This window comes from Streptomyces sp. GC420 (assembly GCF_009916105.1).
Lineage (GTDB): Bacteria > Actinomycetota > Actinomycetes > Streptomycetales > Streptomycetaceae > Streptomyces.
Window position 1 is genome coordinate 1 of record NZ_JAAAXQ010000288.1, and the last position, 10,965, is coordinate 10,965.

12 protein-coding genes are annotated in these 10,965 nt (G+C 71.5%); 5 read left to right on the forward strand and 7 right to left on the reverse strand.

Annotated elements, in window-relative coordinates; all coding sequences use genetic code 11:
* Positions 1–97: 97 nt before the first annotated feature.
* Positions 98–616 carry a hypothetical protein gene (locus tag GUY61_RS27885; protein WP_243766797.1) on the reverse strand — a complete coding sequence of 173 codons (519 nt, stop codon included), beginning with the start codon at positions 614–616 and terminating at the stop codon, positions 98–100.
* 321 nt (positions 617–937) lie between these two features.
* Entirely contained in the window at positions 938–1,561 is a 624-nt protein-coding gene (locus GUY61_RS27890) for an XRE family transcriptional regulator (RefSeq protein ID WP_313896892.1), read from the reverse strand.
* Between the two features lie 108 nt (positions 1,562–1,669).
* On the opposite strand from GUY61_RS27890, the gene GUY61_RS27895 reads away from it, so the two are divergent.
* Complete coding sequence (locus tag GUY61_RS27895; protein WP_166633024.1) at positions 1,670–2,476, forward strand: IclR family transcriptional regulator; 807 nt, start codon at positions 1,670–1,672, stop codon at positions 2,474–2,476.
* Between the two features lie 98 nt (positions 2,477–2,574).
* On the opposite strand, the gene dmpG is transcribed toward GUY61_RS27895, so the two are convergent.
* From dmpG to GUY61_RS27920, 5 genes are read right to left on the reverse strand one after another with little or no spacing between them, the layout of a single operon-like run.
* Positions 2,575–3,591, reverse strand: a complete 1,017-nt coding sequence (gene dmpG / locus GUY61_RS27900; protein ID WP_166633025.1) for a 4-hydroxy-2-oxovalerate aldolase — start codon at positions 3,589–3,591, stop codon at positions 2,575–2,577.
* A gap of 3 nt (positions 3,592–3,594) precedes the next feature.
* Positions 3,595–4,533 carry an acetaldehyde dehydrogenase (acetylating) gene (locus GUY61_RS27905; protein WP_166633026.1) on the reverse strand — a complete coding sequence of 313 codons (939 nt, stop codon included), beginning with the start codon at positions 4,531–4,533 and terminating at the stop codon, positions 3,595–3,597.
* Positions 4,530–5,339 carry a 2-keto-4-pentenoate hydratase gene (locus tag GUY61_RS27910; protein WP_166633027.1) on the reverse strand — a complete coding sequence of 270 codons (810 nt, stop codon included), beginning with the start codon at positions 5,337–5,339 and terminating at the stop codon, positions 4,530–4,532. Before GUY61_RS27910 ends, GUY61_RS27905 begins: the two co-directional genes overlap by 4 nt.
* Positions 5,336–6,283 carry a 3-carboxyethylcatechol 2,3-dioxygenase gene (locus GUY61_RS27915; RefSeq protein WP_166633028.1) on the reverse strand — a complete coding sequence of 316 codons (948 nt, stop codon included), beginning with the start codon at positions 6,281–6,283 and terminating at the stop codon, positions 5,336–5,338. Before GUY61_RS27915 ends, GUY61_RS27910 begins: the two co-directional genes overlap by 4 nt.
* Positions 6,280–7,278, reverse strand: a complete 999-nt coding sequence (locus GUY61_RS27920; protein ID WP_166633029.1) for a zinc-binding dehydrogenase — start codon at positions 7,276–7,278, stop codon at positions 6,280–6,282. Before GUY61_RS27920 ends, GUY61_RS27915 begins: the two co-directional genes overlap by 4 nt.
* A 101-nt stretch (positions 7,279–7,379) precedes the next feature.
* On the opposite strand from GUY61_RS27920, the gene GUY61_RS27925 reads away from it, so the two are divergent.
* The 4 genes from GUY61_RS27925 to GUY61_RS27940 are packed head-to-tail and all read left to right on the forward strand — an operon-like array spanning position 7,380 to position 10,908.
* Positions 7,380–8,729 (forward strand): SRPBCC family protein, encoded by a 1,350-nt coding sequence (locus GUY61_RS27925; protein WP_166633030.1) that lies wholly within the window; start codon positions 7,380–7,382, stop codon positions 8,727–8,729.
* Entirely contained in the window at positions 8,726–9,061 is a 336-nt protein-coding gene (locus GUY61_RS27930; RefSeq protein ID WP_166633031.1) for a non-heme iron oxygenase ferredoxin subunit, read from the forward strand. Before GUY61_RS27925 ends, GUY61_RS27930 begins: the two co-directional genes overlap by 4 nt.
* Complete coding sequence (locus tag GUY61_RS41640; RefSeq protein WP_166633032.1) at positions 9,058–10,275, forward strand: FAD-dependent oxidoreductase; 1,218 nt, start codon at positions 9,058–9,060, stop codon at positions 10,273–10,275. Before GUY61_RS27930 ends, GUY61_RS41640 begins: the two co-directional genes overlap by 4 nt.
* 60 nt (positions 10,276–10,335) lie before the next feature.
* On the forward strand, positions 10,336–10,908 hold the full coding sequence (locus tag GUY61_RS27940; protein ID WP_166633033.1) for a 3-phenylpropionate/cinnamic acid dioxygenase subunit beta: 573 nt from the start codon (positions 10,336–10,338) through the stop codon (positions 10,906–10,908).
* Positions 10,909–10,965: the final 57 nt, after the last annotated feature.

Consider the following 10,965-nt stretch of genomic DNA (forward strand, 5'->3'; position numbering starts at 1 on the left):
CAATGGTCTAGACATATATGGCACAGTCGTCCGGCGGCATCAAGAGGCCCGTGCAGCCCACCAAGACGGCCCGCACCCATCAAGAGACCCGTACACGTCAAACTCTCCCTCCTCCCGCGCCGCCGGGCTGGTAGGGGGCCGGGCCGTGCCCTTCCTCCTGCTTGCCGTCGTAGGTGATGTCGTCGCCGTACAGGTCGATCTGTCCGTAGCAGTCCGGCGTCTTCACGCTCAGCTTCTGCCAGTCCCTCTTCTCGTTGCCCGCGTCGGCGACGTCGGCGGCGGTGAGGTAGACGGTGGCCTTGTCCACCAGGGTCTGGTGGCCGGAGGTCTGCCAGTTCGGGCCCTCGGTGGTGTACTCGGCCAGGGAGACGGGGTACTTGCAGCCGTCGCCGACGGTCTGCCCCGGTGCCAGGCGGACTTCGACCGTTCCCGGCGCGCTGTCCCACTGGCGGAAACCGCCCTGCGAGGTCCAGTCCGCGCCGACGGTGTTTCCGTCGGCGTCGACGACGCGGTACTGGACCGTGGCGGACTGGCACGCACCGGCCGGCGTGGCGCTTGCCGTGCCTGCCCACAACAGGGGCAGGGCGGCGGTCGTGAAAGCGGTTGCGGCGAGCACGGAGAGAGTTCTGCTTTGTTGCGTACGCGACAAAATAAGCCTCTATGGGATTCAGAGCGTGTGGGAGGTGGCCGTGCATACGAATGACCCGGGCGCGGGAAGAAAGGAAGACGCGCATGACCGAGCCACTCGTGTCACTTCGCTCGCTTCAGCAACGCGGCGAAGCAACCCGAATTGTTGTCGCCCTTCACAACTCCCGTCAACAGTTCACAACTTCACCACGTTTCAGATTGATCACGATCGGCTGGATCCCACGCGTGCGCTTCGCCCCTCGCAGGCCGGAGTGGCCGCCAGGGACCGGGCGCCGGGCCCCCGTTGCGCTCACCGCTCGCCGGGTGCACCGCCCCTGGTGACGGTCGGAGCGATGCGACGGACCTGCGGAATGGTGGTGACCATGTGCGCCGTGACGCGCTCGCCGAGACAGACCATGCGGTGCGGGACGTCGCCGGGGAAGCGGGCGAAGTCCCCCGCGGCCAGGTCGACCGGCTCGTTGAGGGGGCCGGTGCGGAGCTTGCCGGTGATGACGTAGAGGTGGTGCAGAGTGCCGGGCGCGTGCGGGTCCACCGCCTCGGACTCCCTGCGACCACGCTCCAGGCGGAGCAGGAGGGTGCGCACGTATCCCGATCCGTAGGTCTCGTCGAGAAGGCGCTCGGACCAGTGCTGGGCGCCGGACCACTCCCCCTCGTCGTGCCGCTGGACGTACACCGGGGTGCCCCACTCCGTCAGCAGGCGGCGTGCGGGCATGTCGAGCGCGGCGCCGAGGAGGGAGAGCGTCTCCACGGTGGGGTTGCCCGAGCCCTGCTCGATCTTCGACAGGGTCTGCTTGGACAGTCCCGACCGGCGGGCCAGCTCACCGAGCGACATGGCCCTCTCCAGCCGGAACCGCCGCACATTCCGGGCCACGAGTTCGTTCTCCCGGACCAAATCGTCACTTTTATTGTCCACCCCGTCATTATTGACGAACGCATGGCCGGTTTGCATCCTTGTCACATTGAAGTTTCCGATCGGTGTACTGAAATAGACACCGAGTCCTCGAATCCGAGGTGAACCACCATGAGCAGCCAGGTCGCCCAGGCGGGCAGGGACGACCGTGCCGCCGTCGACAAGGCCATCAGCCTCCTCGTCGCCTTCGGTGAGAAGGCGAGCACCGGGGTGGGGGTCAGCGAACTCGCCCGGCGGGCGCAGCTGAGCAAGTCGACCGCCTTCCGGGTCCTGGGACTGCTGGAACGCAACGGTGTGGTGGAGCGGGTGGGCACGGACTACCGGCTGGGCGAGCGGCTGCACCACCTGGGCCGGGCCGTGTACGCGCCGGGTTCCGAGAGCGTGCGCGACTTCCTGCTGCCGTACCTGACCGACCTGTACGACGTGACCCGGCAGACCGTCCACCTGGCGGTTCTTCACTGTACCGAGGTGGTCTACCTCGCCAAGCTCTACGGCCACCGGTCGGCGCCCGCCCCCTCCCGGATCGGAGGACGGCTGCCCGCGCACGCCACGGCGGTCGGCAAGGTGCTGCTGGCGTACGACGCCGACGCGGCGGCGCAGGTCACGCAGATGCCGCTGCGGTGCTTCACCGCGCAGACGATCACCGACCCGGCGCAGCTGTCGGCCGAACTGGAGCGCATACGCCGCGATGGTGTCGCCTACGACGACCGGGAGAGCCAGCCCGACCTGAACTGTGTGGCGGCGCCCGTTCTCGGCCCGGGCGGCAGGCCGGTGGCCGCGCTGTCGGTGTCCGGCCTGTGCGGGCGGACCGACACCCGGCGGCTCGGCGCCGACGTACGCCGTATCGCGGCGGCCGCCTCGCAGGCGTGGGCCGGGCAGGCGGCCCGTGCGCGCTCGGCGCGCTCGGCGCGTGCGTGAGGAGGTCTCCGCCCCGAACGGCGGAGAGGGCGTGTTCCGGGCCCGGCCCGGAACACGCCCTCTGTCATGCCGCGCCCGCTGTCACGCGGGGCCCGCCGTCACGCGGTGTCCCGGGCCGCCAGGTCCAGCGCGATGTCGACGATCATGTCCTCCTGGCCGCCGACCAGGCCGCGCCGGCCGACTTCCAGCAGGATGCTGCGCACGTCGATGCCGTACTGCCGGGAGGCGGCCTCGGCGTGGCGCAGGAAGCTGGAGTAGACACCGGCGTAGCCGAGGGTGAGGGTTTCCCGGTCCACCTGGACCGGGCGGTCCTGGAGCGGCCGAACCAGGTCGTCGGCGGCGTCCTGCAGGGCGAACAGGTCGCAGCCGTGCTTCCACCCGTTCAGCGTGGCGACCGCGACGAACGGCTCGATCGGGCAGTTTCCGGCGCCCGCGCCGTGCCCGGCCAGCGAGGCGTCCACCCGGGTGACCCCCTCCTCGACGGCGACGACGGAGTTCGCCACCGCGAGGGAGAGGTTCTGGTGGGCGTGAATGCCGATCTGGGTCTCGGGCCGCAGGGCATCGCGGTACGCGCGGACGCGCCTGCGGACACCGTCCATGGTGAGCCGTCCGCCGGAGTCGGTGACGTACACGCACTGGGCGCCGTACGACTCCATGAGCCGGGCCTGTTCGGCGAGCTTCCCGGCGGGCGCCATGTGGCTGAGCATGAGGAACCCGGAGACGTCCATGCCCAGTTCACGCGCGGTGGCGATGTGCTGGGCGGCCACGTCGGCCTCGGTGCAGTGGGTGGCGACGCGGACCGAGCGCACCCCGAGCGCGTAGGCGTGCTTCAGCTCGGCGATGGTGCCGATGCCGGGGAGCAGCAGCGTGGTGAGCGTGGCGCGTTCGAGGACGGAGGCGGCGGCCTCGATCCACTCCCAGTCGGTGTGGCTGCCGGGGCCGTAGTTCACCGAGCCGCCGGCCAGGCCGTCGCCGTGGGCGACCTCGATGGCATCCACACCGGCCGCGTCCAGGGCGGCGACGATGCGGATGACGTCTGCGGGTGCGATGCGGTGCCGTACGGCGTGCATGCCGTCGCGCAGGGTGACGTCCTGGATGTACAGGCTGGTGGTCATGCTTCAGGCCCCCTGTCGTGCGTGCTGGGCGATGCGTTCGGCGGTGCGCAGGGCGGCCGAGGTCATGATGTCGAGGTTGCCCGCGTAGGAGGGCAGGTAGTGCGCGGCCCCCTCGACCTCCAGGAAGACCGAGACCCGGGTGGTCGCCCGGGGCGCGCCGGCGGGCAGCAGGGTGTGCACGGGTTCGTCGGCCGGTACGGGGGTGAACTGGACGTCCTGCTTGAGCCGGTAGCCGGGGACGTACTTGGACACCTCGGCCACCATGTCCGTCACGGAGGCGCGGACGGCGTCGTGGTCGGTGTCACCGGTCAGGCAGAACACCGTGTCGCGCATGATCAGGGGTGGCTCGGCGGGGTTGAGAACGATGATCGCCTTGCCGCGTGCCGCGCCGCCCACGGCCTGGATCGCGGCGGAGGTGGTCTCGGTGAACTCGTCGATGTTGGCCCGGGTTCCGGGGCCCGCCGACCTGGAGGCGATGGAGGCGACGATCTCCGCGTAGGGGACGGGGGTGACACGGGCGACGGCGTGGACGACCGGGATGGTGGCCTGGCCGCCGCAGGTGACCATGTTGACGTTGCCGGCGTCCAGGTGGTCGTCCAGGTTGACCGCGGGGACGACGAAGGGCCCGATCGCGGCCGGGGTGAGGTCGATGAGCCGCTTGCCGAAAGGCTCCAGCGCGGCCGCGTTGGCGGTGTGTGCCTTGGCGGAGGTGGCGTCGAAGACGATGTCGATGTCGTCGAAGCCGTCCATGGCGGTCAGCCCGCCCACGCCCTCGTGGGTGGTGGGCACCTTCAGCCGGCGGGCCCGTGCGAGGCCGTCGGACTCCGGGTCGATGCCGACCATGGCCGCCATCTCCAGTGTCTCCGAGAGGCGCAGGACCTTGATCATCAGGTCGGTTCCGATGTTGCCGGAGCCGATCACGGCCACCTTGGTCTTCTTCATGACGGCTCCTTGTCCGTGAACGTTGCGGTCACCGGGCCGAGGCCGGAGATCTCGGCGCGGACGGTGACACCCGCCGAGACACCGGCCATGGGGCCGAGCGCACCGGCGAGCACCACCTGGCCCGCGCGCAGCGGGTCCTGGTACGCGCGGGCGGTACGGGCCAGCCACAGCAGTGCGCCGAGCGGGTCGCCGAGGCAGTCGGCGCCCTTGCCCTCGGAGACCTGCCGGCCGTCGGCCCACATGCGCATGACGGCGTCACGCGGCTCGAAGGCGTCGAGCGGCACGTGCGTGTCGCCGAGTACGTACAGGCCGCTGGAGGCGTTGTCGGCGATCGTGTCGGTGATGGTGATGTCCCAGTCGGCGATGCGGCTGTCCACGATCTCCAGGGCGGGGACCGCGTAGGCCACCGCGGCCCGGACGGCGGTCAGGTCGAGGTCGTCGGCGTCGAGGTCGCGGGCGAGCACGAAGGCGATCTCCGCCTCCACCTTGGGCTGGAGCAGCCCGTTCGTGGGTACCGGGTGCGGTCCCGAGGCGTCCATGTCGGCGAAGAGGACGCCGAAGTCCGGCTGGTCCACGCCCAGTTGCCGCTGGACGGCGGGTGCGGTCAGGCCGATCTTGCGACCGGTGACACGCGCCCCCGCGGCCAGCCGCCGCTCGGTGAGCCGCCGCTGCACGGCATAGGCGGCGGCGATGTCGGTGGTGCCGAGCAGGTCGCGGACCGGTGCGCAGGGCCGTGCCGTGGCCGCCGCTCGCCCCAGCCGGTCCGCCGCCTCGGCGACGGCGTGTCCGGGGGCGGGCAGGGTCATCGGCCCGTCTCCTGCTGTGCGACCGCTACGGCGAAGCCGGCGATCCACTCGGGGACGGGTGCGTAGAAGCGGGAGGTCATCCGGTACGAGCCGGTGGCCGCGAGGGAGGCGAACGCGGCGATCCAGGTACGCACCTCGTGCGCGGAGCCGCCGCCCTCGGCGGCCATCCACTCCACGCTCCAGTCGTCCACGTCCGCCAGGCTTCCGCGTTCCAGCGTGTCCAGGACGAGGTTGTCCCAGCCGGGGTTGAGGGGGATCATCGTGGTCGAGCCTGCGGCGTACTCGCGGCCGGCGCAGATCACCCGCTCCTCTCCCCTGGCCCGCTGCTCGGGCGTGGGCGGGTGCCCCTCGATCAGGGCGTCGGCCACGCGGGGCGGCGCCCCGTCGAGCACGGGCACCGGCGGGTCGTGGGAGAGACCGCCCGAGCCGAGGAACAGCACTCTGCGGTCCAGTCCGGCCGCGGCCTCGCCGAGCGCCGTGCCCAGTGCGCGGATGCGGGAGACGGGTCCGAGCGGGGTGGCGACCCCGTTGACGAAGACGGGCACGACCGGGACCTTGTCGATGCCGCCGAACAGCACCTCCAGGGGCTGCACGAATCCGTGGTCGACGGTCATGCGGGCGGAGACGGTGAGGTCCACGCCGCGCTCCAGCGCACCGCGGGCGAGTGCCCGCGCGGCCTCGGTGTCGACGGACAGAGGTCCCGCGACCGAGCCGAAGTCGCCGACGGAGGTGGCTTCGGTGGCCAGGCAGAAGGGCGGCATCTCCTTGTAGAAGAAGCCGTTGTAGTGGTCGGGCGCGTAGAGCACGACCAGTTCGGGGTCGAAGTCGCGGACGAAGGAGCGCGCGTCGTCGACGGCGGTCTCCACTGCCGCGCGGACCTCGGGCGAGGGGTCGTTCTTGCCGATGAGCGGCGAGTGGGACAGACCGACGGCTGCCGCGGTCATGAAGGTTCTCCTTGCTGCTGGGATGCGGACGGGTGGACGACGAGCTTTCCGGTGAGCCGCCCGTCGATCATGAGCTGGAAGCCCTTGTGGATCTCTGCCAGCGGCAGCGTGCGGTCGATGACCGGTCGCAGGCCGGTGGCGTCCATCAGCTTCAGCAGGGCGACCAGTTCGCTGCGGGTGCAGCCGGTCGAGCCGAGGATGCGCTGCTGGAGGTAGAAGACGCGGCCGAGGTCGGCGGGCGGGTTCATCCCACTGGTGGCGCCGGCGATCACCAGCGTGCCGCCCGGCCGCAGCGACTTCATGGAGTGCGACCAGGTGGCCTCGCCCACCGTCTCGATCACGACGTCGACGCGCTCGGGCAGCCGTTCGCCGGTGGCGACCGCGGCACGGGCGCCCCAGGTCAGTGCCTGGGCCCGCTTGTCCTCGCTGCGGCTGGTGGCGTAGACGACCGCGCCGGCCGCCGCGGCCAGCTTGATCGCGGCGGAGGCGACGCCGCCCCCGGCGCCCTGGACCAGGACCCGGTCGCCCGCCCGGATCCCGGCCCGGGTGAACAGCATCCGGTACGCGGTCCCCCAGGCGACGGGCAGAGAGGCGGCCTCGTCGAAGGTGAGCCACGAGGGCTTGGGGATCAGGTTGCGGGTGGGGACGGACAGGTACTCCGCGAAGGCACCGTTGTGCTGCTCGGACAGCAGCGCGCGCTCCGGGTCGAGCGTCTCGTCGCCCATGCCGGCGTCGGCGTCGGCGATGACGGGATGGACGAGGACGGGGTTGCCGTCCTCGTCGTAGCCCGCGGCGTCGCAGCCGAGGACGATGGGCAGCCGCTCGGGCGGATGGCCCACGCCGCGCAGCGTCCACAGATCGTGCATGTTGAGCGAGGACGCGACGACACGGACCAGGGACCAGCCGGGCCGGGGCCCGGGCACGGGAACGTCTGCCACGACGAGTCCGGCCAGTGGGTCGGTCGCACTCTGGGAGACGGCGGTTGCGGCAAGCATGTGAGCACACTCTCCCGGGGCCACCGCACCCGGACAGCGGGCGTGCCGCCCTGCGGCACGACGGATGGAACCTTGCCGACCTGCTGCTGTTGCCTTGGGGCATGACCTCGACGATCGAACCTCAGGGCGCGGCCACCCCGGCCCCGCGCGGGGCCCTGCGGCGCCCGGCGGACCTGGCGCGGAACATCGACGTCTCCGGGCTCGTCGACACGGAGGACGGGCTGCTGGACCGCGCCGTCTTCACCGACCAGGACCTGTACCGCCAGGAACTGCGCCGTGTCTTCGCACCGAGCTGGCTGTTCCTCGCGCATACCGACCAGTTCCACAAGCCCGGCGACTTCTTCACCACGTACATGGGCGAGGACCCGGTCATCGTCACCCTCGACCGTGACCGGAAGATCCGCGCCTACCTCAACTCCTGCCGGCACCGCGGCGCCCGCGTGTGCCGCGCCGACTCCGGCACCACGCGCAACTTCACCTGCACCTACCACGGCTGGTCGTTCAACCTGGACGGCTCGCTGGTGAGCGTGCCGAACCAGAACGGCTACCCGGACTCCTTCGACACCGGGCAGTGGGGCCTGGTCGAGGTCCCGCACGTGGAGACGTACCACGGGCTGATCTTCGGCACCTGGAATCCGGACCCGCTGCCGCTGCGCGAGTCGCTCGGCGACATGGCCTGGTACATGGACGCCATGCTGGACCACGACGAGGAGGGCACCGTCGTCGTCGGCGGGGTCCACAAGTGGGTCCTGGAGGGAAACTGGAAGCTGGCGGCCGAGCAGTTCGCCACCGACTGGTACCACGTCAACATGAGCCACGTCTCCGCGCTCATGGTCCTCGCGCCCGCCGGCAAGAAGCCCAAGGACGAGGTCGTGCACCGCACCGGCCGCCAGTACTCCGACGCCCACGGCAACGGCGCGGGCTTCCCCGTCCATCCCAAGAACCGCTTCGACGCCCAGAGGGTGCACGAGTGGATGGACTACGACGCGCTGCGGGAACGGCTCGGCGAGGCACGGGTGCAGGGGCCGCTGACGAACGGGCACGCCACGGTCTTCCCGAACTTCTCCTACCTTCCCGTCAACGGGTCCATCCGCGTCTGGCACCCCAAGGGCCCCGACAGGATGGAGGTGTGGGCCTGGACCATCGTGGACAAGTCCATGCCCGACGAGGTCCGTGAGGCGCAGCGCCTGTACAACCTGCGCACGTTCGGACCCAGCGGCATCTTCGAGCAGGACGACGGCGAGAACTGGAGCGAGTGCCAGACCATCGCGCACGGGTTCATCACCAACAACGTGGCGCTGAACTACCAGATGGGCATGGGCACCGAACGCGAGGACGGCCGCCACCCCGGCACGACCAGCGAGTTGTACAGCGACGCGGCCGGCCGCGCCTTCTACGCACGCTGGCGCGAGCTGATGAACACCCCCGCCTGGCACGAGGAGGCATCATGAGCGACGGCATCCGCGTCGCGGCCCTGGACGACATCCCGCAGGGCGAGGGCATCGCCGTCGACAAGGCGGTCACCGGCACCGACGACAACATCGCCCTGCTGCGCGACACCGATGACACCGTGTACGCGCTGAACGACACCTGCACCCACGAGACCGCCTCGCTGGCCGACGGCTGGGTGGAGGACGGGTTCGTCGAATGCCCGCTGCACTCCAGCAAGTTCTGCCTCAAGAGCGGCGAGGTGCAGGGGCTGCCCGCCACGAAGAGCGCCTGCCCGCACCGCGTCGAGGTCCGCGACGGTGACGTGTACCTCTTCCCGGGGGAAACCCCGTGACCGCACGCGTGGTGATCGTGGGCGGCGGCGTCGCCGGCGTGAGCACGGCCGCCGCCCTGCGGGCCGGCGGTTTCGACGGCGGCCTGACGCTGGTCGACTCCGGTGAGTTCCCTTACGACCGGCCGCCGTTGTCGAAGGACTACCTGGCCGGCGCCAAGGTCCTGAAGCAGATCGCGCTCCAGGACCCGCACTGGTACGACGAGCAGCGTGTCCGCCTGGTCACCCGGACCACCGTGGCGGCGCTGCGGCCGCGGGAAAGCGGTGTCGAACTGGAGTCCGGGCGGCTGCTGCCCGCCGACCGCGTGGTGCTCGCCACCGGCGGCGGAGCGGCACGCCCGCCGGTCCCCGGCGCCGAAAGCGAGCGGGTCCATGTGCTGCGTACCGCGGAGGACGCCGACCGGCTGCGCGCGGCCCTGGTCCCCGGCGCCCGTGTGCTGGTCGTCGGCGCCGGCCTGATCGGCGCCGAGGCCGCCTCCACGGCCGTCCGCCTCGGCTGCGAGGTCACCCTGGCGGATCCGCTGGCCGTGCCGCTGGCCGCCGTGCTCGGCCCCGAGCTGGCCGCCTGGCTGCACGGTCTGCACCCGCTGGGCGGTGTGACAACCGTCCGGGCGTCCGTGGAGTCGTTCACCGACCACGGCGCGCGCGGCATCGAGGCACGGCTCTCCGACGGGGCCGCGCCGCGCCTCTACGACGCGGTCCTGCTCGGCGTCGGCATGGTGCCCCGCACGGAACTCGCCGAACGGGCAGGCCTGGAGGTGGACCGCGGCATCGTGGTCGACCCGGGCCGGGTGACGTCCAACCCGGCGGTGCTCGCCGTGGGGGACCCGGCCAGAACCCGCCGGGACGGGACCCTGCTGCCGCGCACCGAACACTGGGAGGCGGCCCGGCTCGACGGAGCACGCGCGGCCGCGACCGTCCTCGGTACCCCGCCGCCCGCCCCGACGGCCCCCTGGTTCTGGACCGACCGGCACCAACGCCACATCGAGGCCGTCGGCCGCATGGACGACGCCGAACAGACCGTGGTCCGCGGCTCCTTCGACGACCCGGCCTTCTCGGTCTTCGGCCTGCGCGACGGCGAGGTCGTGGCCGCCGCCGCGGTCGACGACTCCGCCGCCGTACGCGCCGCCCGCCGGATGATCGACCGCCGTGTCCCGGCCGACGCCGCACGGCTCTGCGACCCCGGCGTCAGTCTGCGCGCCCTGCTGCGCGGCTGACGTGCCGCCCTGCGGCACACCTCGTACCGCCGCCCTGAGGAGAAGGGATCGAATGACACCGTGAGCACAGCCACCGAGCAGATTCAGTCGCGCGCGGGCACCCGTGCCGACCGCGACACGCACTTCGAGGTCGAGCAGTTCTACTACGAGGAGGCCGCCCTCCTCGACGACGGCCGCTACGCCGACTGGCTCGACCTGCTCGCCGACGACCTCGACTACTGGATGCCCACCCGCACCAACCGGCTGCGCCGCCAGCAGTCGCTTTCCGTGGCCGCGCGGGGCGAGGCGGCCTTCTACGACGAGACCAAGGAGAGCATGGCCTGGCGCGTCCGCCGCTTCGACTCGGGGATGGCCTGGTCGGAGGACCCGCCGTCGCGGACCCGGCACCTGGTGACGAACGTGATGGTGCGGCACGCGGACCCCGCCGAGCACGACGGTTTCACCGAGGACGACCTGTGGGTGCGATCGGCGTTCCTGGTCTACCGCAACCGCCTCGAACGCGAGGAGAACGTCTTCGCAGGCAGCCGCACGGACATCCTGCGCCGGACCGGGGACGGCCTGCGCGTCGCCCGGAGGACAGTCCTCCTCGACCAGAACATCCTGCAGGCGAAGAACATCTCGACCTTCTTCTGACGCCGGCGCCGCGGCACCCGCCGGCCCCGGCAGGCGGCCGGGCGCGCCGCCCTGCCC

Coding starts and splice junctions, on each gene's coding strand:
- GUY61_RS27925 (WP_166633030.1), top strand. CDS start 7,380: ATGACCTCGACGATCGAACCTCAGGGCGCGGCCACCCCGGCCCCGCGC.
- GUY61_RS27910 (WP_166633027.1), bottom strand. CDS start 5,339: ATGACCCTGCCCGCCCCCGGACACGCCGTCGCCGAGGCGGCGGACCGG.
- GUY61_RS27905 (WP_166633026.1), bottom strand. CDS start 4,533: ATGAAGAAGACCAAGGTGGCCGTGATCGGCTCCGGCAACATCGGAACC.
- GUY61_RS27920 (WP_166633029.1), bottom strand. CDS start 7,278: ATGCTTGCCGCAACCGCCGTCTCCCAGAGTGCGACCGACCCACTGGCC.
- GUY61_RS27915 (WP_166633028.1), bottom strand. CDS start 6,283: ATGACCGCGGCAGCCGTCGGTCTGTCCCACTCGCCGCTCATCGGCAAG.
- GUY61_RS27930 (WP_166633031.1), top strand. CDS start 8,726: ATGAGCGACGGCATCCGCGTCGCGGCCCTGGACGACATCCCGCAGGGC.
- GUY61_RS27895 (WP_166633024.1), top strand. CDS start 1,670: ATGAGCAGCCAGGTCGCCCAGGCGGGCAGGGACGACCGTGCCGCCGTC.
- dmpG (WP_166633025.1), bottom strand. CDS start 3,591: ATGACCACCAGCCTGTACATCCAGGACGTCACCCTGCGCGACGGCATG.